General features: G+C 62.0%; 18 protein-coding genes. 6 read left to right on the top strand and 12 right to left on the bottom strand.

Translation table 11 applies throughout. The annotated features are described in order from the left end of the window. Window positions 1–73: 73 nt before the first annotated feature. Window positions 74–928 (bottom strand): alpha/beta hydrolase, encoded by an 855-nt coding sequence (locus NYQ88_RS03805; RefSeq protein WP_275653648.1) that lies wholly within the window; start codon window positions 926–928, stop codon window positions 74–76. Window positions 929–1,156: 228 nt separating this feature from the next. Next, window positions 1,157–2,650: an ABC transporter substrate-binding protein gene (locus NYQ88_RS03800; RefSeq protein ID WP_275653647.1), complete on the bottom strand. Its 1,494-nt coding sequence runs from the start codon at window positions 2,648–2,650 to the stop codon at window positions 1,157–1,159. 155 nt (window positions 2,651–2,805) lie between these two features. Here NYQ88_RS03800 and NYQ88_RS03795 point away from each other — a divergent pair, with 155 nt between their 5' ends. After that, window positions 2,806–3,687: a cupin domain-containing protein gene (locus NYQ88_RS03795; protein WP_275653646.1), complete on the top strand. Its 882-nt coding sequence runs from the start codon at window positions 2,806–2,808 to the stop codon at window positions 3,685–3,687. A gap of 45 nt (window positions 3,688–3,732) precedes the next feature. On the opposite strand, the gene NYQ88_RS03790 is transcribed toward NYQ88_RS03795, so the two are convergent. The 3 genes from NYQ88_RS03790 to NYQ88_RS03780 all read right to left on the bottom strand — a co-directional run bounded on the left by NYQ88_RS03790 (window position 3,733) and on the right by NYQ88_RS03780 (window position 8,113). Beyond that, a complete protein-coding gene (locus NYQ88_RS03790) occupies window positions 3,733–5,235 on the bottom strand; it encodes an FAD-binding protein (RefSeq protein WP_275653645.1) in 1,503 nt (500 codons plus the stop codon). A 165-nt stretch (window positions 5,236–5,400) separates the two neighbouring features. Beyond that, window positions 5,401–7,461 carry a flagellin gene (locus NYQ88_RS03785; RefSeq protein WP_275653644.1) on the bottom strand — a complete coding sequence of 687 codons (2,061 nt, stop codon included), beginning with the start codon at window positions 7,459–7,461 and terminating at the stop codon, window positions 5,401–5,403. Window positions 7,462–7,642: 181 nt separating this feature from the next. Further along, window positions 7,643–8,113: an Rrf2 family transcriptional regulator gene (locus NYQ88_RS03780; protein ID WP_275653643.1), complete on the bottom strand. Its 471-nt coding sequence runs from the start codon at window positions 8,111–8,113 to the stop codon at window positions 7,643–7,645. Between the two features lie 118 nt (window positions 8,114–8,231). Here NYQ88_RS03780 and NYQ88_RS03775 point away from each other — a divergent pair, with 118 nt between their 5' ends. After that, a complete protein-coding gene (locus tag NYQ88_RS03775) occupies window positions 8,232–9,158 on the top strand; it encodes a pirin family protein (protein ID WP_275653642.1) in 927 nt (308 codons plus the stop codon). Here NYQ88_RS03775 and sthA read toward each other — a convergent pair. Together sthA and NYQ88_RS03765 are read right to left on the bottom strand one after the other, a co-directional pair. After that, window positions 9,130–10,620: a Si-specific NAD(P)(+) transhydrogenase gene (gene sthA, locus NYQ88_RS03770; RefSeq protein WP_275653641.1), complete on the bottom strand. Its 1,491-nt coding sequence runs from the start codon at window positions 10,618–10,620 to the stop codon at window positions 9,130–9,132. The genes NYQ88_RS03775 and sthA overlap by 29 nt on opposite strands. Before the next feature lie 137 nt (window positions 10,621–10,757). Continuing rightward, a complete protein-coding gene (locus NYQ88_RS03765; RefSeq protein WP_275653640.1) occupies window positions 10,758–11,588 on the bottom strand; it encodes a prephenate dehydratase in 831 nt (276 codons plus the stop codon). 259 nt (window positions 11,589–11,847) lie between these two features. Between NYQ88_RS03765 and NYQ88_RS03760 the strand changes: the two genes are divergently transcribed. The 3 genes from NYQ88_RS03760 (at window position 11,848) to NYQ88_RS03750 (ending at window position 14,602) form a co-directional block, all read left to right on the top strand. Continuing rightward, window positions 11,848–12,837: a cytochrome c family protein gene (locus tag NYQ88_RS03760; protein ID WP_275653639.1), complete on the top strand. Its 990-nt coding sequence runs from the start codon at window positions 11,848–11,850 to the stop codon at window positions 12,835–12,837. Window positions 12,838–12,916: 79 nt separating this feature from the next. Further along, complete coding sequence (locus tag NYQ88_RS03755) at window positions 12,917–13,855, top strand: glyoxylate/hydroxypyruvate reductase A (protein ID WP_275653638.1); 939 nt, start codon at window positions 12,917–12,919, stop codon at window positions 13,853–13,855. Between the two features lie 72 nt (window positions 13,856–13,927). Next, window positions 13,928–14,602, top strand: coding sequence for a YqaA family protein (locus NYQ88_RS03750; RefSeq protein ID WP_275653637.1), 675 nt, complete (start codon window positions 13,928–13,930; stop codon window positions 14,600–14,602). Window positions 14,603–14,652: 50 nt separating this feature from the next. On the opposite strand, the gene NYQ88_RS03745 is transcribed toward NYQ88_RS03750, so the two are convergent. Further along, window positions 14,653–16,002, bottom strand: coding sequence for a leucyl aminopeptidase family protein (locus NYQ88_RS03745; RefSeq protein ID WP_275653636.1), 1,350 nt, complete (start codon window positions 16,000–16,002; stop codon window positions 14,653–14,655). Window positions 16,003–16,153: 151 nt separating this feature from the next. Between NYQ88_RS03745 and NYQ88_RS03740 the strand changes: the two genes are divergently transcribed. Further along, window positions 16,154–16,924 (top strand): tetratricopeptide repeat protein, encoded by a 771-nt coding sequence (locus NYQ88_RS03740; protein WP_275653635.1) that lies wholly within the window; start codon window positions 16,154–16,156, stop codon window positions 16,922–16,924. 52 nt (window positions 16,925–16,976) lie between these two features. Here NYQ88_RS03740 and NYQ88_RS03735 read toward each other — a convergent pair whose 3' ends face one another. From NYQ88_RS03735 to NYQ88_RS03720, 4 genes are read right to left on the bottom strand one after another with little or no spacing between them, the layout of a single operon-like run. Further along, window positions 16,977–17,969, bottom strand: a complete 993-nt coding sequence (locus NYQ88_RS03735) for a type II secretion system F family protein (RefSeq protein WP_275653634.1) — start codon at window positions 17,967–17,969, stop codon at window positions 16,977–16,979. Window positions 17,970–17,987: 18 nt separating this feature from the next. Beyond that, window positions 17,988–18,965, bottom strand: a complete 978-nt coding sequence (locus NYQ88_RS03730; protein ID WP_275653633.1) for a type II secretion system F family protein — start codon at window positions 18,963–18,965, stop codon at window positions 17,988–17,990. Window positions 18,966–18,968: 3 nt separating this feature from the next. After that, a complete protein-coding gene (locus NYQ88_RS03725) occupies window positions 18,969–20,468 on the bottom strand; it encodes a CpaF family protein (RefSeq protein WP_275653632.1) in 1,500 nt (499 codons plus the stop codon). 37 nt (window positions 20,469–20,505) lie between these two features. Further along, window positions 20,506–21,780, bottom strand: coding sequence for an AAA family ATPase (locus NYQ88_RS03720; protein ID WP_275653631.1), 1,275 nt, complete (start codon window positions 21,778–21,780; stop codon window positions 20,506–20,508). Window positions 21,781–21,798 lie beyond the last annotated feature (18 nt).

Raw genomic sequence — 21,798 nt, 5'->3', positions numbered from 1 at the left:
GTTCAGCGTGCGCTGAAGATTATTCGCCCCACCTGAACGGTTTAGCCCCATCACGCTGCGCGGGGGGCAGCGGTCAGGCCCCTTTTCCGCAATGGGTGATGATGGCCGAGGCAAATAGGGCCATGTCGGCGTCGACCAATTCATGCCCAAGATCGGGAAGGATCAGCAGTTCGGAAGAGGGGATGATGGCCTTGGACGTGCGAGCGGCATTGGCTGAAATGATTGGATCGGCCCCCCCGTGGATGAGCAGCACCGGCTGGGTAATCTCAGCTGCGCTGGCACCCGTCGGCAGGGAACCGGCGATCATCGAATGATTGAAGGCGCTCTGGATATTCTCGGTCCGCGCAATTTCGGTGCGGATCCGTCGCTCGACCGCGACATCGTCGAAATCGTGCCGCCTACCGGCGCTGAGCCGGGCAATGCCCATCATGAAACCCGTCACCGCGTCAGCGTCTGCCCAGTCGAGGCTGGCCATGGCGCCAAAATGCTCCATGAAGCCCGGAGGCAATCCTTCGCCTTCGTATGGCACGCCCAGCGGTTCCGAGGCGATGAGGGTGAGGGTTTTCACCCTGGCTGGGTGGGTCAGCGCCAGGATCTGCGCGACATAGCCGCCAAGCGACAAGCCGACCACATGGGCGGCTTCAACGTCATAGGCGTCGAGAATAGCGAAGAGGTCGTCTCTGAGCTCGGCGAGGTCATAGTTCACTTCGCCCGGCGCTAAAACGCTGGAAGCGCCCGTGTCGCGATGGTCGAAGCGAATGGTGCGATAGCCGCCAGCCACCAGGGCCTCGATGAGGCTATCCGGCCACCAGACCATCGAAGCCGTGGCACCCATGACGAGGAGAATTGTTCCCTTGTCCCCCTCGCCGGCCGCTTCGGTGAAAATGCTGCCCTGGCTACTGCGGACGCGCTTGGTGCTGGTGATCATGGCGCGGTCCTCCCGACCTTTTTGGCGCTATCGCTCACACTATCAGGTCTTGGGAGCCGGGCATCAAGGGGTCGCTGGCAGCCCACAAAGGCGGCCAACGACGCAGGGCTCCGGATCTTGAGCCTGGGGGGCAAGGCCGTCCGGTTCTGGGAGCACTGTCCCAGATGAAGTCAGGCCCAACGCCGCCTCCGGGCACGGATGCGGGGTTGGGAGCACTGTCAGGCGGGGTCAGGGGAAGTCGTAGAGGCGCACGAAACCATCCGGCCAGGCTTCGTACTCGATGCCCTCGCGCACACCATAGGCCTGCCACTCATGATAGACCGGGATCTGGTAGCGATCCTGATTGGAGAGTGTGAAGGCGCGCGACAGAAGCTCGGCCTTCCTGGCCTCGTCGGTCACTGTACGCTGCTCATCAACGATGGCGTCGATTTCGGGATTGAACGCATAGGCGCGCGATCCCTCTTCATACATGGCCACTAGCGCCGATTCCGCATGGTACTGGGACGAGCCGAAGGCGAAGAAATAGGCGTCTTCGAGCTTGGTCTGCACCCACAGCGGGAAGAAGGCCGTGAATTCCATCGGCTTGATTTCAGTGGCGATTCCCGCCTCGCCGAGATAGCCGGAAATTGCCTGCACCACCTCGTTGGCCATGGTGATGTTGTTGCTCGGATATTCGATCGAAATCGTTTCGCCGGCATAGGATGACTGAGCAACGAGCGCCTTGGCGGCCTCGAGGTCATGCTCGACCGGCAGAAGGCTCGCATCAAAACCGATATTGTTCGGCGGCACCATGATCCCGGCCGGCTCGCCGAGCCCGCGCAGCAGCCGCTCGGTGATGGCCTTGCGATCGATGGCCTTGTCGACGGCCTCGCGCAGCAGCGGATCGGCCAGCGGCGTATCCTGGACGTTAAAGCCCATGAACACGGTGCGGAAGCTCGGAGCGGTTTCGACGGTAATGCCCGATGCGCTCTGCAACTGGTTGATCAAGGCCGGCGACAGCGTGGGGACGAGGTCGATCTCGCCCGACATCAGCGCAACACCACGGCTGGCTTCCGACGGCATCGGCCGGAACAGCGCGGTCTTGATTTCGGGGGCGCCGCGCCAGTAGTCCTCGAACGCCTGCAGCTCGAGCTTGTCGTCCGCAATCCATTCGGCCACGCGATAAGGCCCGGTACCAACCGGCGCGCTGGCATAACCGGCGTCACCCACCTCATTGTAGTAGTCTTCCGACATCAGGCTGACATAGCTGATCTGTCGGTGGAAAATGGAATAAGGCTGGGTTAGCACGAACTTGACCGTGTACTCGTCGACAGCCTCAACCGATTTGACTAGCGCAACATACGTGCGGACCGGTGTCTTCTCATCCGCCAGGATTTTGTTGACAGTAAACACAACGTCCTTGGCAGCGAACGGCGCGCCGTTGTGGAATTTCACATCCTGGCGGAGCTTGAACGTCCATTCCGTCAGATCTTCGGAAAAGCTCCAGCTTTCGGCCAGGCGGGGCACCATTTCGCCGTCGCGCTGCAATTCTGTCAGCTGGTCAAAGACATTGAGGCGATAGTTGAAGCCGATCGGCGAGCTGTCCTTGCTCGGATCAAGGCCCGGCACGTCCCCCGGCAACGCAATGGAAATGGTTTCAGGGGCCGCCACTGCCGGCAGCAGGCCGGCCATCAGGCTGGCAAGGGCGATGGGCGCGATACGCTTGAAGTTGCGCGAATACATTGGGAACCTCCTCCGATTAGTTCATCGACGCGACAATTTTTCCACGCGTTTGCAACATGTTGGCAGCCTCTGTCTGTCCAACGTTATGCGCGCAGACCCCTCTCATCATGAACACATCAAGGTTAGACCGTACATCACAACTGTCAACAGTTAACTTGACTAACATTCGCCATCACCGCAGTGTTGGCGACAAGGAAGAGGAGGATCCGACCATTCGCGACCACATCGATTTCATCCAGACGCAGAACCTGCCTTGGCACAACGCCAGCCAGTGGGGCCTGTCGGAAACCGGAAAACTCAAGCGGCTCAGCCATGACCCGGAAACCGGGGAGCTGAGCGCGCTGGTACACTTTGACGGAATAGCCGAGATCACGATCGAACCGGGCCGCGATCTGGAATTTCTGGTCATCGAAGGCGCGCTGAGTGTCGATGACGAGCGCTATGACCGCTATCACTTCGGCTTCGTGCCTGCCGGCCGCACCCCTCGGATCACCACCGGCGCCAGCGGCGTCATCGCCCTCATCTTTACCTCGCCCCTGCAGGATGCCGCACGGCTGACGCCAGAAGCCATTGAGCAGCGCAGCACGCCCAAGCGCGATCTCAACAATGGCGTCTGGGACGGCGATTTCGACAAGTTCAATCTTGGCAGCATGAAGGAAGGCGCCCGGATGCGCGTCCTGCGCGAGGACCCGTTCAGCGGCGAAACCACCTATCTTACCGCCACCATGGCCTTCCGGCGCGGCAGCCAGGCCGAACGCCACCCGATCTCACAGGAATTCTTCCTGCTCTCCGGGGAGCTGGCAGGCGAGTTCGGTATCATGCAGGCAGGCGCCTATTGCATCCGGCCGCCGATGGCAAAGCACGGCCCCTATGGCTCGCCGACCGGCGCGCTGATCTTTTTCCGCGGGCTGGGTGGTCCGCAGGTGACCCATTGGGAAGACGCGGCGCCCTTCCGCTTCGACCCCGAATTCAACCCGATCATCCCGGACGACCTGAAACCCTATTCGCGGCCGGTTCCGCGAACGCAGGTTTACTGATCGAACGATAAAGGGGCGCCGCGAGCGCCCCTTGCTTTTTCCGTTTCAGAGCGACTGGCCGTGGCGGAAGAGATTGTTGGGATCGTACTTCGCCTTGACCTGCATCAGCTTGTCCAGATTGGCGCCATAATAGCGCTCGCGCCAGTCGACCAACGACGCGTCCGGGAAATTCTGGAAAGCGCCCTTGCCGCCCCGTGCCGACATGAAGCCATAGAAATCGTCCTGCCAGTCCCGCGCGGCCCGCAAGCGCTCCGGCAGGGCCAGATCGTCCTCGCTCCAGCTGATGCCGACCACCGACAGGAAACGGCTATCCCGATGCACGAAGGCCGTGTCCTCCGGCGCCAGCTCGTTGATGCGTCCGCCGGTCTGGAAGAAGAAATAATTGCCTTCCGCTCCGGTGCCCGACCAGTGCTGGAGCTTTTCAAAGGCCTCGCCCAGATGGTCGGCGTCTGCCGGCGTCGTGATGAACGATGAACGCTCGCGGAAAAAGGCGGGCTCACCCGGCTCGGAAAGGAAAGTCTGACCCGACCAATATGTCTTTTCCTGCACGTCGATAAACTCGGGAGAAGCGATGGCAACAACCGGCGCGAGGATCTCGAGGAGTTCCTCCCTGCTGCCGGCATATTGTCCCAGCAGTGTCACCGGCACCTGACGACCGCGCGCGCCCAGTTGCGGCGTCACCCCGCCGAGCGCAATGCGCGTCCCCAATTCCACCGGCGCGGCGTCGACCGCCGCAAACAGCGCACGAGCGACCTCAAGCGTTTTCTCCCGCCACACCACGCGGAAAACGGTCAGCCTCTCGTCCATTGGGACAGTGTTGAGCGTGAAGGCGGTACTGACGCCGTAATTGCCCCCTGCCCCGCCGCGCGTGGCCCAGAAGAGATCGGCGTTTTCGTCGGCCGAGAGCCGGCGCAGCTTTCCGTCTGCAGTGACAATCTCGGAGTTTTTCAAAGCATCGGAGGCCATGCCGAGACGCCGCATATTGAAGCCGATGCCGCCCCCGAGCAGATAGCCCGCCGCGCCAACACTCGGACAGCGACCATGGGTGATCATCCGTCCGGCCTTGTTCAGCGCCGAATAGAGCTGCCCGTTGAGCGCGCCGGCTTCCACCCGCACCTGCCCTGTTGTTGCATCGTGCGAGATCGCACGCATCTCGCGCATGTCGATGACGAGGTCATGGCTCAGCGAGTATCCCGAATAGGAATGGCCGCCACCGCGGATGGCAAAGGGAATATCCTCGTCGCGGGCCCAGTTGAGCACATCGGCCACCATCTGCGGCGTGCTGCAATAGGCAACGCCCTGCGGACGCACGTCGCGGAAATGGAGGTTGTTGGGCAGTGCTGCCTTTTCGTACCCGACGTCGCCAGGACGAACGAGCCGGTCCCCGGTCAGGCGGCGCAGCACCTCCCAGCGGTCGGACCCGGATGAGGCCTCGGCCGTGTCGGCGAGCGCGTCCCCGGCCCAGCTGGGGCCTAGCGCGGCCATGCCCGCGACCGCCGTACTCCCGGCCAGAAAGTGCCGGCGCGAAAGGGATTTGTGCGAGATCATCGGTTGGTGCGTCCTGCAATGGAATGGACGAGACCCTGCCACGAAGGGGTTAAGGCACGGTGATCGCTCAGTATTCAGACAAACGAAAAGGGGACCGAAGCCCCTTGCCGTCCCTTGCGGGAAAGATGCCGAAGGCGGTTTGGCCGCCTTCGTGATGTCTTGCGATTAACGCAGGAGCTGCAGCACAGCCTGGTCCTGCTGCGACGCCATGGACAGTGCCGAAGACGACAGCTGCTGACGGGTCTGGAGAGCCAGAAGGTTTGCGGCTTCTTCGTTGGTGTCGGCCAGGGTCAGGTTCGACGCGCCGGTTTCCAGCGTGTTGATCATGTTCTTGGTGAACGACTGACGGTTCTCGACCGAAGACAGGTTCGAACCGAAGGACGAAGCCTGCGAGCGCAGCTCGGTCAAAGCCGAGGACAGCTTACCCAGGAAGGCGTCGATCTTCTCGTCGGTATCGAGATCTTCAGCCACCAGGGTGTCGATCGACAGGTTCGAAGCGTTGATGCCGCGAACATTGCCGTCCTTGTCCTTGGCCTGGATGTCGATGGACGACGTGCCGCTCTCGTTGAAGGTGATCTTCAGCTTGTCGCCACGCAGCAGGTTGATGCCGTTGAAGGACGAGTCATCAGCAAGCTTGTCGAGCTGGTCGCGCAGTTCGTTGAACTGCTTGGACAGGTTCGCACGGACGGTGTTGCCATCGATCTTGGCGCCGACGACTGCGTCATTGCCGTTGAGATCGATACCGACGTTGAGTTCCTGGGTGGACAGGTTCTCGATGCGCAGCTTGCCGTTGTCGTTCGAAGCACGAACCTTGCCAGCGTGGTCGCGGTTGATCAGTTCGACGAACTTGTCGACCGTCTTGGTGGAGTTCAGTTCGCTCTTTTCAGCGAGGCCGGTGTTCACTCCGTTGGTGCCGAACAGGGCCACTGCGTCATCGCCGGAGACAGCCAAAGTCTTGGCTTCTGCGGTCTTGGCGACGAGGGTAAACTTGCCAGCGTCGTCGAACTTGGCTTCAACGCCCGTGATGCCTTCGGCTTCAAGCTGAGAAGTGACCGTCTCGATGGTCGCATCCTGCCAGTTCTTGATGTCGAGAGCGTTTGCGCCGGCCTTAACGCCGCCGATGGAGATGTCGGCAGTCTTGCCGTCATAGGAGACGGTGAACTCGTGCTTTGCAGCAGCGACTTCGGTCGTGTAGGCGCCAGCAACCACTGCAGTTGTGGTTACGTCGGCAGCGTCGATGCCAGCGATAACTGGAGCAGCGCCACCAAATGCCTTGTTCTCGAGCTTGATGTCACCGGTTGCGGAGTCGTAATCGACTTCGTAACCATTGACTTCGCCATCAAGACGCAGAGCGGCGACGAAGTCGTCGGCGGTTGCGCCGGTCGAGATTTCACGGCCACCAACGGTGATTGCGGTTGGGACGTCGGAGTAGTTGAACGCTGCAGCGCCCTTGACGGCAACGGTAGTTGCGTCGGAGACGTCCACGGTTGCAGCAGGAGCGCTTGGGTTCACCGTTTCAACGATGATCTTGCCTGCATTGCCGCCGGTACCGGCCGACACGTTGTACTGGCCAGCAATAGAGCTTGCGTCGAGTGCGCCCTGCAGTTTGGTGACGAAAGCTGCGTCAGTCGCGAGGTCGGCAGTTGCCAAGGCGATATCGACGCCGCCAATGGTGATGTTGTCGCCATTGGCAAAGCCGGTGCGAGTGATCAGCGTGCGGGCACCTGCGCCATCGGCGCTGCCGGATGTAGAGACCGGACCGACATAAGCCGTTGAGGCTTCGGTGGTGAGCTGCGACTTGACGCCAAGAACGGTTGCCGTTGCGAGGCTGATGTCAACACCTTCGTCGCCGAACTGGCCGCCAGCGAGAGAGATCTTGGACAGATCGCTAACGTCGAACGACTGGGTCTGGAACGACTTGTCCTGACGAGCCTGACGCAGGGTCGACTGCATGGACTCGAGGTTCTTGGTCAGCGCAGTGATGCCGTTATTGGCAGCTTCGATGACCTTGATGCCCGACGCCATCGAGTCGAGCAGATTGCCCATGTCGGCGGCGCGGCTGTTGAGGGCGGAAGCAGTGAAGAAGTTGGACGGGTTGTCCAGGGCAGAGTTCACCTTGTTGCCGGTGGCAAGACGGTTCTGCGTCTTGTTCATCATTTCGGCGGTGTTCTGCAGGCTCAGAAGGTTCGCGCGAACGGCCTTCGAGAGAGAGATATCGGAACCCATGTGTGGTGCTTTCCTTCTGGAAAATTCGAGGCCGCTTCATGCAGCCCTTTCACGATGGATAGATTTGGACCGATCCTCTTAAAGGCCAGTTAATGATGGCTGGTGACACCCAATTAATTATCGCTATTGGGAGATCGCTCACTATTACTACTCCCTGAATTTACCATTCGTTAGCAATATCTTAGCGGGAAGGCTCCGACCCGTGATCATGCAAAAACCCCTCGCGCCACAGCGCATTTTCGGGGGCAAATCTGGCATTGAGTTCGGCCAGCGAAACCTCGCCAAAACGGGCCAGCAACAGGGCTTCTGCAGCCTCAAAACTCTCCTCGAGGACAGCATTGACCGCCCGCTCCACGGCGCAGTCGGGATTGTCCGAACGGTGCCCGATCGCGAGCAGCGAAGGGTTGCCGAGCGCCCGATAAATATCGAGCAAAGTGATATTTGCCAGGTCTGCAGTCAGCCGCCAGCCGCCACCATGTCCCTTTTCGGAACGCACATAACCGGCGTCCCGCAGCCCCGCCATGACCCGCCGCACGACGACAGGATTGGTGCCCATCGCCCGCGCCAGCGTCTCAGAGGTGACGGGTCCATCAAATTGGGCCATGTGAAGCAGCACATGCAGCACGCCGGAAAGTCGACTATCTCGGTTCATGGCAAGGACATGGTGCCCCGCGCCAGGCATTGTCAAGGCGGGCGGTTACACCGGTGTTCCGCCTCGACAGGGAGACGCACTGTCCCCACATTGCCCTGAACTCAGACAGGAGCACCCTATGACCTGGCTTCCCCATTACGACCCGATCGCCGGCGACAACAAGAGCTGCGACGCGCTCGAACTGGTCGTCGTCCCCCGAACGCGTGATCTCGGGGATGGCTTTCCGGTGCGCCGCGCCCTGCCCCATGGCAAGCGGCAAATGGTGGGGCCGTTCATCTTCTTTGACCATTTCGGGCCCGTTCAGTTCCTCTCCGGCCAAGGCATGGACGTCAAACCCCACCCCCATATCGGGCTCTCCACCGTCACCTACCTTTTTGACGGCAGCATCACGCACCGCGACAGCGAGGGAAATGTTCAGGACATCCAGCCCGGCGCGATGAATTTGATGACGGCCGGGAGCGGCATCACCCATTCCGAGCGTACGCCGGACGTCGAGCGCGGTGTCGGCCAGACCATGCTGGGCCTTCAAAGCTGGGTAGCCCTGCCCCAGGACCGCGAGGAGGTCGACCCGAGCTTCCAGCATTTTGGCGCGCAGGTTCTGCCCATGGTCACCGACCATGGCATTTCCGCCCGCATCATTGCCGGCCGGGCCTTCGGTCGGCTCTCGCCGGTGCAGACCGTGTCAGACTGGTTCTATGTGGAAGTCGCCCTTGCGGCAGGGCTCAGCGCCCCGCTCGACACCGAATATGAAGAGCGCGCCATTTATCTCGTGGACGGCACCATCACCATCGCCGGAGACAGTTTTGAGGGACCGCGTCTCCTCGTCTTCCGCCCCGGCGACGCCATCACCGTCACCGCCCTCACCCCCGCGCGGATGATGTTCCTCGGCGGCACCGCGCTCGAAGGCCCCCGCTATATCTGGTGGAACTTCGTGTCCTCGAGCCGCGAACGGATCGAACAGGCCAAGGAGGACTGGAAAATGGCCCGCTTCGGCGCAGTGCCCGACGAGAGCGAGTTTATTCCGCTGCCGGAGAAGAGTTACTGACCGGATCGGGCGTTTCCGGACTGACGTCAGGCGTTGGCGTTGCCTTGTCCATCACGGGCGCAACCGGGGTGACGCGGGGCATCCGGTTCCAGGCGTCAAGCGCGGCGATCTTGTAGGCCTCCGCCAGCGTCGGATAATTAAAAGTGTTTTCGACGAAATAGTCGAGCGTGGCGCCAAGATTGAGCACGGCCTGCCCGATATGGATGAGCTCCGTCGCTCCCTCGCCGACAATGTGCACGCCAAGCAGCTTTCGCGTGTCGAGCGCCACAATCATTTTCATCATGCCGGACTGGAGGCCCATGATGTGCCCGCGCGAAGTTTCGCGGAACCGGGCCACGCCGCATTCGTAAGGGATCTTCCTGTCCCGCACCTGCTGCTCGGTCAGCCCGATGGTCGAAATCTCGGGCACGGCATAAATGCCATAGGGAAAAAAGTCGGGCGCCGCCGGCATATGCGCGCCAAAGGCGTGCAGCGCCGCGATACGGCCCTGCTCCATCGAGGTCGAGGCCAAGGCCGGAAAGCCGATGACATCACCCGCCGCATAGATATGGGGGATCTGTGTCTGGAAGGTCGCGGGATCGACTTTCAGCCGCCCGCGATCATCTGGAACCACACCGCAGGTGGCCAACCCCAGATCCTGCGTAGCGCCGACGCGCCCGGCCGCATAAAGCAACATGTCCGAGCGGATCTGTCGACCGTCAGTAAGATGGGCAATGGCCCAGCCCTGGGCGTCCTTTTCCACCCGATCCACCGTGCCGCCCAATCGCATGGTCAAACCGCGCTGGCGCAGATCATGGGTAAACTCCTCGATTATCTCGCGATCGATGAAATCGAGGAAATTATCGCGCGGCTCGATCACCGTGACCGGAACATCGAGCGCCGAAAAGATGGTGGCATATTCAATGCCGATGACGCCTGCGCCCACCACAGTCAGGCTGCGCGGCACGCGCAATTCACTGACCAGCGTGTCGCTGTCCATGATCGTATGGCCGTCGAAGTCGATATGGGCGGGGCGGTAGGGCGAGGTGCCAACGGCGATGACGGCAAAATCAAAACCGAACATCACTTCGTCGCCCGCATGGTCGACGACGCAGATGTGGTGATCACCGCGAAACTGCGCCTTGCCCCCAAAAGTCCGCACGCCATTGCGGGCAAACTGGTGTTCGAGCACTTCGATTTCATAGTCGAGCGTCTTGCGCAGTCGCGCGCCGAGATCCTTGCCCTCGATGTCCTTCTTGACCCGGTAGGACATGCCGTAAAAGCCGCGCTCCCGCCACCCGGAGAGATTGAGCACGGTTTCGCGCAGCGTCTTGGAAGGAATGGTGCCGGTGTGGACCGAGACGCCGCCGAGGCGCATCCGATTTTCCACCACCAGCACCGACTTGCCCAGCTTGGCCGCCTGGATGGCGGCACGGCGACCGGCAGGTCCCGAGCCGATGACGACGAGATCGAAATGCTCCACTGGCTGTGTCCCCGCTGCGTTCAGACAAACGATGCAGGTATGCACCACCCTGCGGTTACAGGGTGGACCATTGTCTCAGGAGCAGCGCAAGAAAAAACGTAATTGTCTGTTGCGCGAGCCAGTTCTTCCCGGCCGGATTATTGCCCGGGCTGAGAAGACGGATAGACGCCGAGGATGCGGAAGTAATCGGTGAAGAAATTCAATTCTTCAAACGCCAGCTGCACCGCCCGATCATCAGGATGACCCTCGATATCGGCATAGAACTGGGTCGCCGTGAACGCGCCACCGACCATGTAGCTTTCTAGCTTGGTCATGTTGACGCCATTGGTGGCGAACCCGCCCATGGCCTTGTAGAGCGCTGCCGGCACGTTGCGCACGCGGAAGACGAAGGTGGTCTTGACCGTCTCACCCTGGCTGGCAAGCTTTTCGCTCGGCGACAGCACAAGGAAACGCGTCGTATTGTGGTCGGCGTCCTCGATATTGGAGGCCAGCACGTTGAGCCCATAGATCTCGCCGGCAAAGCGGGAGGCAATGGCGGCAACGCTGCGATCCCCCTTTTCGGAGACCTCACGGGCGGACCCAGCCGTGTCGACCGAATTGATGGTGCGCAGGCCATTCTCGCTGATGAAGCGGCGGCACTGGCCCAGCGCGACGGACAGCGACTGCACCGCCTTGACGTCCTCGAGCGTTGCGCCCGGCACACCCAGAAGGGTCATTTCAACGCGCAGATAGGTCTCACCGATAATGTGAAGACCGCTTTCCGGCAGCAGGTGGTGAATATCGGTGATACGCCCATAGAGCGAGTTTTCCACCGGTACCACGGCGAAGTCGGCGCGACCCGACTGCACTGCGGCCAGCGTCTCCTCGAAGGTGACGCAGCCCATAAATTCCTCGCCCGGAAAAACTTTTGCAGCCGCGGCGTGGCTGAAAGCTCCAGGTTCGCCCTGGAAGGCGATCTTCTTGGTCATGGCGAGGGATCCGTTAAAAGGTGGGACCTGCGGGCTTTAGACGCGCCCCCATGGGGTGTCAATCTCGCTTGAATCGCGCTAGGAGAGAACCACAAGCGGGGGAAATGTCGCACCCGGGCATTGCCCTGTTGCGCCGTGCAATCCGTGCTATTATCTTCCGCGCGCGCCGGGCTGGCCTGTTGAGGCAGATTTCGCCGTCGAAATCAGGCATGGCCAATCCGATAGAACGTCCACGGGGATGGACTGGCAGAGAGACCAAATGAATTCGTTCGAGCTAAATAAAATCATGGGCGCCGTCCTCGGCACGTTGATGTTCGTGATGGGTGTCGGCTTCGTCGCCGAAGCTATCTATCAACCGATTGAAGACAACGGCCCGGGCTATGCCTTGCCTGAACCCGATCTGGTCGCCAGTGCGCCTGTCGATGAAGCGCCGGCCCAGTCCATTGGCTTCTTCCTGGCCAGCGCCAGTGCCGAACGCGGCGCTGCAGCGACCCGCAAGTGCCAGTCTTGCCACAGCTTCGGCGAAGGCGAGCCCAACAAGATGGGCCCGAACCTCTATAATACCGTGGGCAACACCAAGGCGCATGCTGAAGGCTTCGCCTATTCGGACATCCTGCTTGAGCAGAAGGCCGAAGGTCAGGTCTGGTCCTACGACAACCTCAACGCATTCCTCGAAAACCCGAAGAGCTATGCTCCGGGCACCAAGATGAACTTTGCCGGCGTCCGTTCGCCGGAAGAGCGCGCTGACATCCTGGCCTACATGCAGACCCTGTCTGGTGCGCCTGTTCCGTTCCCGGAAGCTGAAGCTGTAGCTGTAGCTCCGGCCGCTGCTGGCGACGAGGCTGCTGCCGCACCGGCTGGCGACGGCCAGTCCGAGCGCGACGCTCAGATCGCCCTGTTGATGGCCACTGCCAATGAAGGCCGGGGCGAATCGGCTGCACGCAAGTGCCAGTCCTGCCACAGCTTCGGCGAGGGCGAGCCCAACAAGATGGGTCCGAACCTCTACAATACCGTCGGCAACACCAAGGCGCATGCCGAGGGTTATGCCTACTCCGACATCCTGCTCCAGCAGAAGGCTGAAGGTCAGGTCTGGTCGTTCGCTAACCTCGACGCGTTCCTGGAAGATCCGCGTGGCTACGCTCCGGGCACCAAGATGAGCTTTGCTGGCGTCCGTTCGCCGGAAGAGCGCGCCAACATCATTGCCTACATGCGCAGCCTTGCCGCTGAACCCGTGCCGCTGCCGCAGTAATCTCCGGCCAGACAAGATTTAGATTCATAGAGCCGCGCCCCAAGCGCGGCTCTTTTTTTGAGGGGGATAGACCACACCGATGCTGCTGCTTCATCTTACCGACGTCGACGAGAACCGCTGGGCCAATGCCTACCGTGAAGCGCTGGGCGACTATCCAGTCGTTCGCCGGGGCGATGATTTTGATCCTGCCGATATCGAATATATCTTCGTCTGGAAGCCAAAGCCCGACGCCTTTGACGGCCTCACCGGCCTCAAGGCCGTGCTCTCGCTCGGTGCCGGTGTCGACGCCCTGCTCAAGCATCCCAACCTGCCTGACGCGCCCATCGTGCGCTTCGTCGACGACCAGCTCAGCCAGCAGATGACCGACTATGTGGTGGCCCATGTCACCATGCATCACCGGCGCTTCACCCGTTTCGCCGCTGACCAGAAGGCGCGCGCCTGGCGCCAGTTCTATCCGCCCATTTCGAGCGAAACCAATGTGGGCATCATGGGCCTCGGCGTCCTCGGCCAGGACGCCGCGCGACGCCTCAGCGCCCTCGATTTCACCGTGCGCGGCTGGAGCCGCAGTCCCAAATCCATCGAAGGCGTGGCGTGTTTCTCCGGCCCCGAGCAGTTCGATGACTTCCTGAGCGAGACCGATATCCTCGTTGACCTCCTGCCGCTCACCCCGGACACAACCGGCATCCTCAACATGGACACCTTCCGCAAGCTGCGGCGCGGCGTTCTCGAGGATGGTCCGGTGATCATCAATGCGGCACGAGGCGGCCACCAGCGCGAGGCCGACATCGTCGCTGCCCTCACGGACGGCACGCTCGGCGCCGCCAGCCTTGATGTCTTCGAGATCGAGCCCCTGCCCCAGGACAGCCCGCTCTGGGCACTGGACAATTGCTTCATCACGCCGCACATCGCCGCCATTTCCAACCCGAAGACGGGCGTTCGCTATTTCTCCCAGGTCGTTAACGAACACCGGGCGGGCAAGCCTCTGATCAACGTGGTGGACCGCGACCGTGGCTACTGACGCAATTATCACTGGCGCTGTGACATTTTTGCAGGCAAGCATGGTGCCAGTACCAGCCTATCAAGAGATCGCATGACCGAAACTGCGGTAGCCACAAAAGTCAGCATGTACGACCGCCTCAAAAAGGCGACGCAGCATCGGCTGGCCGAACCCATCCTTGCCCTGCTCTGCTTCCTTGAAGCCATGATCATCCCGGTCTTCCCGGAAATCATGCTGGCCCCCATGATCATCGCCGACCGCCTGCGCGCCTGGCGCTTGGCCCTGATCTGCACCGTTTCATCGGTGACGGGCGGGCTGGCCGGCTACGCGATCGGGTTTTTCCTCTTCGATACCATCGGCAAGGCCATCATCGACTTCTATGGTGCCGGCGATGGCTTTGAATCGCTGCGCCACAGCTTCGTCGAAAACGGCCCGATGATGATCCTGATCGGCGCGATCTCCCCCATTCCCTACAAGGTGATCACCATCACCTCGGGTGTGGCTGGCCTCGATATCTGGACCTTCGTGTTCTACGGCCTGATCGGGCGTGGCCTGCGCTATTTCGTGCCCTGCGGCCTCTTTTATTTCTTTGGCCCGGTTGCCGGCGAGTTCATCGACAAGAACAAGAAATGGGCTGGTTGGGGCATGATCGTCCTCGTCGTCATCGGCTTCGCCATGGCGCCGATGCTCTTTCCCAAGACGGGCACCGAGGTGATGGATGCGCCGATCGAACAGGCAACCGGCGTCGATCTGATCCCGGAAAGCTAGGAATAAAAAAACGGGGGCAGCTGCCCCCGTTTTGTTGTGTCGTCAGGGCCTCAGGCGCCGTAGCGCTGGCGGATCACTCCATAGACGGCGCGAATGGCCTGATCGGTTGCGCCCACCGGGCGGCCGGGCCGCGCTTCCGGCGCCCAGCCGAAAATATCGAGATGCACCCATGCCTTGGCCTGCGATACGAAACGGCGCAGGAACAGCGCTGCCGTCACCGAGCCGGCAAAGCCGCCCGAGCCGGTATTGTTGATGTCGGCGATCTTGGACGACAGCTGGCCATCATAGTTCGCCCAGAGCGGCATGTGCCACAGGGGATCCTCTACGGTCAGCCCGGTCGCCACCAGCGCCTGCGCGAGACTATCGTCTGTCGCGTAAAGCGCCGGCAATTCCGGTCCGAGCGCCACGCGTGCCGCACCTGTCAGCGTTGCCATGTCGACGATCAGCTCGGGGCTCTCCTCGTCCGCCAGCGCCAGCGCATCGGCAAGGATCAACCGTCCCTCGGCATCGGTATTGCCGATCTCGACCGTGATCCCTTTTCGCGACTTCAGGATATCGCTGGGGCGGAAGGCATTGCCCGCAATGGCATTCTCCACCACCGGCAGCAGCACCCGCAGACGCACCGGCAGCTTCGCCGAGACGATGGCATGGGCAAGACCCAGGACATTGGCCGCGCCGCCCATGTCCTTTTTCATCCCCAGCATGCCGGCGGCCGACTTGATGTCGAGCCCGCCCGTGTCAAAGGTGACCCCCTTGCCCACCAGCGTCACCTTGGGATGGCTGGCATCGCCCCAGCTGAGGTCGAGCAGACGCGGCGCCTGCGCGCTGGCCCGCCCAACGGCGTGGATCATGGGGAAATTCGCGTCGAGAAGCGCATCCCCCTTGGTGACCGAAATCTCCATCGAGCGCTCGCGGGCAAAATCCTGCACCACCGCTTCAAGCGCGTCCGGGCCGAGATCGCTGGCCGGAGTGTTGATGAGATCGCGCGCCAGCGTCGCCGCTGCCACCTGCCGCTCGACTTCCGCTGCATCGGCGCTTTCATCAAGCACCAGCTCGGCCACCTTCTTGGCGTCGCGATAGCGATCGAAGCGATAGGCGCCGAGGCGGAAGGCAATGGCCGCGATCGTATGATCGTCCACCGCGCCCTCGAGCCGATACTGGCCCGCCGGCAGCGCCGCGGCAGCCAGCCCAGCCACAAACACCGGCCGCCCTTCGTCTGCCCCGATGCCGAACAGATAGGCCTCGATCCCGCCTTCGGCGCCCGGCAGCGCCAAGAGCCGCCCACGCTGGCCGGTGAACCCGTTCGCGTCCGCCCATTGGCGGTGGAGTGTGGTCAAGCCCGCAGCGTCGAGGCCATTTTCGGAGACCAGTCGAACGGGCAATGCAGTCGGAGCAGACATTAAAATCTCCAGATTGAGCAATTGCCCTAGGTTCTAGCCCCCTCTCGAGGCGCCCGCAACGCCTGCCAAAACCGCGATTTAACCGACTGTTAGGGTTAATGATTTATTGCTCTTGGAGTGGGCCTGATGCCTGCACCGGGAGAGCCGTGCCGTGTTGCCAACCAACCGACTTGTCCAGACCTGTCGAGGCCTGTTGCTGGCCGGTGTCGCGGCCCTCGCCCTCAGCGCCTGCGCTTCCAATCGCGGCCAGCTCGGCACCACCGATTATGCCGGCCTCTCGGCAACCGAGCGCTACCAGACCCTGGGCGAGCTGACTGCGCGCTACAAGGCCAATCCCCGCGACCGCAACGTCGTCATTCATTACACGGCCGCCCTGCGCGCTGCCGGACAGCCCGAACAGGCTGCCGCAGCGCTCGAACAGGCCATGACCGCCCATCCGGGTGACGCAGAGCTTGCCATCGCCTATGCCAAGGCGCTCACCGCCCTCGGCCGGTTCGAGCAATCGATCAGCGTTCTGGATATTGTCATCCGCCTCGATGCGCCCGACTGGAACGCGCTGCTCGTCAAGGGCGCCGCCCTGGACCAGATGGGCCACCATGGCCAGGCGCGCGCGCTCTACCAGCAGGCGGCCCTGATCGCCCCGGGCGAAGCCTCGGTCGCCACCAATCTCGGCCTCTCCTACGCCATGACCAGCGATCTGGTCACCGCCGAGCAGCATCTCCGCCGCGCCATCCAGATGCGTGGCGCCAATACGCGGACCCGCCAGAACCTGGCGCTCGTCGTCGGACTGCAGGGGCGTTTCAACGAGGCCAAGGCGCTTTATGCGGCCGAACTGCCGCCCGATCAGGTCGAGGCCAATATGGCCTATGTCCGGGCGCTGCTGACCCAGCAGAACCGCTGGGATCTCATCGACAAGAGCTGACCACCGGCCCTCCGATCGCGCCACCAGTGGCAGACGATACAGGGCTTGCGCCCTAGCCCATCATGCCGTTGTTCATCACCTTGAGGATGGCCGGGGTCATGATGACGATAAACAGCACCGGCAGGAAGAACAGGATCAGCGGCACGGTCAGCTTCGGCGGCAGCGCCGCAGCCTTCTTTTCCGCTTCCATCATGCGGGTTTCGCGCCCTTCTTCAGCCATCACGCGCAGCGCCTGCCCCACCGACGTACCATAGCGGTCGGCCTGGATCAGCGCGGTCATCACCGCCTTGACGTTGTCGAGCCCGGTGCGGCGCCCGAGATTGTCATAGGCACGGCTGCGCTCTTCGAGAAATGACAACTCAGCCGTGGTCAAGGTCAGTTCTTCAGCCAGCTCCGGGCTTTGCTGGCCCACTTCCTTGGCCACGCGCTTGAACGCATGTTCCATCGACATGCCAGCCTCGACGCACAGCAGCAGAAGGTCGAGACAATCCGGCCAGGCGCGACGGATCGAGGCCTGACGCTTCTGCGTCGCGTTCTTGAGCATCAGCACGGGCAAATAGGCGCCCACGATTCCGGCACCGATGGCGTAGGTCACATTGAGATAGACCGGCCGGTCGCCCGGCATGACAACGAGCAGATAGAACGCGGCAATGGCGAACACCCCCAGCGGCGCGGCGAGGCGCTGGAACAGGAAGGTGGTCAGATGCCCCTGGCCGCGATAGCCGGCCATCGCCAGCTTTTCGACAGTACTCTCATCCTGGAAGGCGCGCTTGAGATCGAACCGATCCACCGCCCGCTTCATATAGGCCTTGGTATCCGTGCCGCGGACGCTGCTCCGCACATCTGTGACAGTGCCGCCGCGCAGGCGTGCCATCTCTGCGGCCCGCAGTTGATCCCGCTCCACCGCGACCCGCTTGATGCGCTGGCGCATGTCCTGCTTGACGATCAGCGAGGAGCCAAAGGTGAACACCATCGCGGCAGCGGAAATTGCGGCCAGCACGCCGATCATGAATTCCCGTTGGGTCAGAAGCTCTACGATGTTCACGCCGCGGCCTGCCTCTTGCTAGATGTCGAACTGGATCATGCGGTTCATGACGAAGGCGCCGAAGCACATCATCAGGAAGGCAATGCCCAGCCAGAGATTACCGATCGGGGTCGTGAACAGAGGCTGCAGATATTCCGGAGACACCAGCGAGACGAGAATGGCGACAACCACCGGCAGCGCGCCGATGATGCCGGCCGACGCCTTGGCTTCCGAGGACATGGCCGCGACCTTCTGCTTCATCTTCTTGCGGTTGCGCAGCACGCGCGCCAGATTGCCCAGCGCCTCGGAGAGATTGCCACCCGCCTGCTGCTGGACCGAAATCACCACGACGAAGAAATTGACCTCCGGCAGCGGCACGCGCTCATAAAGCACCTGAACCGCCTGGGTCATGGAAAAGCCGAAGCTCTGCTGGTCGAGCACGCGGCCGAACTCCGAGCGCACCGGCTCTTTTGTATCGCGGGCCACCACGCGCATGGAATCGTTGAGCGGCAAGCCGGTCTTGACGCCACGCACGATCGCTTCGACCGCATTGGGCAGCTCGTCGAGAAAGGCGTTCTGATATTTTTTGCGCCGGCGCCCGATATAGATCCGCGGCAGCAGATAGGCCCCGGCCAGAGCAAAGATCCCGGCGAAATAATAGGGCAGCTGCACAAGCAGAAGGATGACGAACAGCCCCGTGCCCAGGATCACGCTGTTGCGAATGAAGACACCCGGCGTGACGGTCATCCCCGCCTGAAACAAAAGCTCCGGCAGGCGCACGCGTCGCTTGGCCGCCAGCTCTTCATTTTGCGCATTGAGGGCCTGCTGCACGTTCTTGCGGCGCTGGTCACGCACGTGGTGGGCGCTGACCTCCCGCCGGTTGGCCCTCACGTCGCCCTGCAGCGCCTTGCGGCGCTTCTGGGCGCGACCATCCCCGAGCAGCGAAGGCACGAGGGCAAAGCCGGCCGCGCCCACCGTTATCACTGCCAGGACAAACAGAACCAGCGTATAGGCCATGGATCAGCGCCCCATGATATCGCGTTGCTCGGTATTGGCCTGTTCCAGCGCCTCGACCAGATTGGCCTCTTCGTTGAAATAGCGAGCCCGTTCGGTGAACAGCGGCTTGGTGATGCCGGTGGAGCGATGCGTGCCGAGCAGCATGCCGTTCCCGTCTTCACCCATGATGTCGTAGACGACGATATCCTGCGTCACGATCACATCGCCTTCCATCCCCAGCACTTCGGTGATGTGGGTAATGCGGCGCGAGCCATCGCGCAGGCGCGCTGCCTGCACGATCACGTCGATCGAGGAGACGATCATCTCGCGGATCGTGCGGCTGGGGAGCGAATAGCCGCCCATGGTGATCATTGATTCAAGTCGGCTGAGCGCTTCGCGCGGGCTGTTGGCGTGCAGCGTACCCATCGAGCCGTCATGGCCCGTGTTCATCGCCTGCAAAAGGTCAAAGCTCTCGGGGCCACGCACTTCGCCCACGATGATGCGTTCGGGACGCATGCGCAGGCAGTTCTTGATGAGATCGCGCATTGTGATCTCGCCCTCGCCCTCTAGGTTGGGCGGGCGGGTTTCGAGGCGCACCACATGGGGCTGCTGCAGCTGCAGTTCCGCCGAGTCCTCGCAGGTGATGACGCGCTCATCTTTTTCGATGAAGGCGGTGAGGCAGTTCAGCAGCGTGGTCTTGCCCGAACCGGTACCACCCGAGATCAGCACATTGGCGCGCACCCGGCCCAGGATGCGCAGCACCTCGGCGCCTTCGGGCGAGATCGAGCCGTATTTGACCAGCTGACCGAGGGTCAGCTTGTCCTTCTTGAACTTGCGGATGGTGAGCGCGGCGCCATCGATGGCCAGCGGCGGCGCGATGACATTGACGCGCGAACCGTCAGGAAGGCGCGCGTCGCAAATGGGCGAGCCTTCGTCAACACGGCGACCCACCTGGCTCACAATGCGCTGGCAGACATTCATCAGATGAGCGTCATCGCGAAAACGCACATTGGTCAGCCGCACCTTGCCGCCGACTTCAATGTAGCATTTCTGGGATCCGTTCACCATGATATCGGCGATGTCGTCGCGCGCCAGGAGCGGCTCCAGCGGACCATAGCCGAGCACGTCGTTACAGATGTCCTCGAGCAAATCTTCCTGCTCGGAGATCGACATGACGATGGATTTGAGCGCGATGATCTCGGCAACGATATCGCGGATTTCCTCGCGCGCCGCCTGGCTTTCCATAGTCGCGAGCTGGCTGAGATCGATCGAGTCAATCAGCGCGTTGAAGATCGCCGACTTGGTCTGGAAATATTCGCGGTCGCGCTGCACATCGGCAGGCGCCCGCACGTCGAGCACATCATCGGTCGTCTTGACCCGCGCAGCCATACCCTCTTCAGCCGTCCGGCGCGACTGTTCGGCCGGAGGCGCTGCCGGCGCTGCGCGCGGCGGGCTCTGGATAGGCCGGGGCACTTCCCCGACGCCCGGAGTATTGCCGCCAAAACTGGTACGCTTGCCAAACATTGTCGGTATTTCCTTGCTTCGTCAGTCCTCTTGACGATCAGGCACGTTTCTTGAGGAAGGACGGCATTCTGATCAGGCTGGGTGGCTTCACGGCGCCGCCATTGCCCTGCCGCCCCGTCACATGCATGCCGATGCTGCGATAGACCTCATTGGCCTTATGGTTGGCCAAGATCTCGGCGATCATCTGTCCGTTATTGGCGGCGGTGCCGAAGAGCTGCGCGTCAAAGCCGATCTGGCCAACGAGTTGGCAGTCGATCGAAGAGGCAAATTCACCCGCCGCGATTTCCGGGCGGCGCGGCAGACCCTGCTTGTTGATGACGAGGCTTGCCGGGCGCTCGCTCGGACGCAGGGCGCGGATCGCATCGCTGAGGTTCTTTGCATTGCGCAGATTGGCGAGGTCCGGCTCGGCGACGATGACCACTTCATCGATCGTCGCCAGCGTGTGGCGCAGCCAGCCGTTCCAGCAATGCGGCAGGTCGAGAATGACCACCGGCACGGAGCGCTGGCAGATTTCGATGATCTGCTCGAAATCCCGCTCTTCAAAGTCCCAGGTCCGATCCAGCGTCGCCGGTGCAGTGAGCAGATTGACGTGATTGGCTGCCTTGCTCATCAGCCGGTCCAGCATGGTCTGGTCGACCTTCTGGTTGGCGAGCAGCGCATCGGCAAGACCGTGCGGCGGATCCTGGTTGAAGTTAAGACCCGCGGTGCCAAAACCGAGGTCCATGTCTAGGATCAGTGTATCCTGGCGCAGGCCCATGGCGATGGCCCAGGCCACATTATGCGCAAGGGTCGAACCACCCGCCCCGCCCTTGGCCGAGATGAAGCCGATCGAGCGACCGATCGGGGCGGCCCCTTCGCCGGCGAAGAGGTCGGTGATCGCGTTGACCAGCAATTGCGCCGTTGCCGGCAGCACCAGATATTCGGAAATGCCAGAGCGGATGAGGTCGCGATAGAGCAGCACGTCGTTGACGTGGCCGAGCACGATAACGCGGGTGCTGGCGTCGCACACCTCGGCGAGGCGCTCCAACGCGCCAGGAATGGCGTCGGGCGGGAGCGTTGTCTCAATGATGATCAGGTTCGGCGTCGGATTGGACCGATAGGTCTCAATCGCCCCATCGAGGCCGCCATTATGCGTCGTCAGCGCAACCTTGGACATGCGCCGGTCATAGACGGCGCTTTCCACCAACTGCGCCGTCTGGGAGTTCTCGCAGAAGGCCTGGATGGTAATGCGCGGCACGAGCCGGGCGCCCGAGGCGATCTCCGCCGCGGGCTCTTCCGGCTTGCCATCCTGATTTGGGGTCAGAAAACTCATCGTGCTGACTTCCTTGAA

Origin of the sequence: Devosia sp. SD17-2 (assembly GCF_029201565.1) — a bacterium.
Taxonomy (GTDB): Bacteria; Pseudomonadota; Alphaproteobacteria; order Rhizobiales; family Devosiaceae; genus Devosia.
This window is presented reverse-complemented; position numbering and strand designations above follow the sequence as displayed.

Bases quoted from the DNA above. Each gene is read 5' to 3' on its own strand.
- NYQ88_RS03805 (WP_275653648.1), bottom strand. From the start codon at position 928: ATGATCACCAGCACCAAGCGCGTCCGCAGTAGCCAGGGCAGCATTTTC.
- NYQ88_RS03800 (WP_275653647.1), bottom strand. From the start codon at position 2,650: ATGTATTCGCGCAACTTCAAGCGTATCGCGCCCATCGCCCTTGCCAGC.
- NYQ88_RS03790 (WP_275653645.1), bottom strand. From the start codon at position 5,235: ATGATCTCGCACAAATCCCTTTCGCGCCGGCACTTTCTGGCCGGGAGT.
- NYQ88_RS03785 (WP_275653644.1), bottom strand. From the start codon at position 7,461: ATGGGTTCCGATATCTCTCTCTCGAAGGCCGTTCGCGCGAACCTTCTG.
- NYQ88_RS03780 (WP_275653643.1), bottom strand. From the start codon at position 8,113: ATGAACCGAGATAGTCGACTTTCCGGCGTGCTGCATGTGCTGCTTCAC.
- NYQ88_RS03775 (WP_275653642.1), top strand. From the start codon at position 8,232: ATGACCTGGCTTCCCCATTACGACCCGATCGCCGGCGACAACAAGAGC.
- NYQ88_RS03765 (WP_275653640.1), bottom strand. From the start codon at position 11,588: ATGACCAAGAAGATCGCCTTCCAGGGCGAACCTGGAGCTTTCAGCCAC.
- NYQ88_RS03760 (WP_275653639.1), top strand. From the start codon at position 11,848: ATGAATTCGTTCGAGCTAAATAAAATCATGGGCGCCGTCCTCGGCACG.
- NYQ88_RS03755 (WP_275653638.1), top strand. From the start codon at position 12,917: ATGCTGCTGCTTCATCTTACCGACGTCGACGAGAACCGCTGGGCCAAT.
- NYQ88_RS03750 (WP_275653637.1), top strand. From the start codon at position 13,928: ATGACCGAAACTGCGGTAGCCACAAAAGTCAGCATGTACGACCGCCTC.
- NYQ88_RS03745 (WP_275653636.1), bottom strand. From the start codon at position 16,002: ATGTCTGCTCCGACTGCATTGCCCGTTCGACTGGTCTCCGAAAATGGC.
- NYQ88_RS03730 (WP_275653633.1), bottom strand. From the start codon at position 18,965: ATGGCCTATACGCTGGTTCTGTTTGTCCTGGCAGTGATAACGGTGGGC.
- NYQ88_RS03725 (WP_275653632.1), bottom strand. From the start codon at position 20,468: ATGTTTGGCAAGCGTACCAGTTTTGGCGGCAATACTCCGGGCGTCGGG.
- NYQ88_RS03720 (WP_275653631.1), bottom strand. From the start codon at position 21,780: ATGAGTTTTCTGACCCCAAATCAGGATGGCAAGCCGGAAGAGCCCGCG.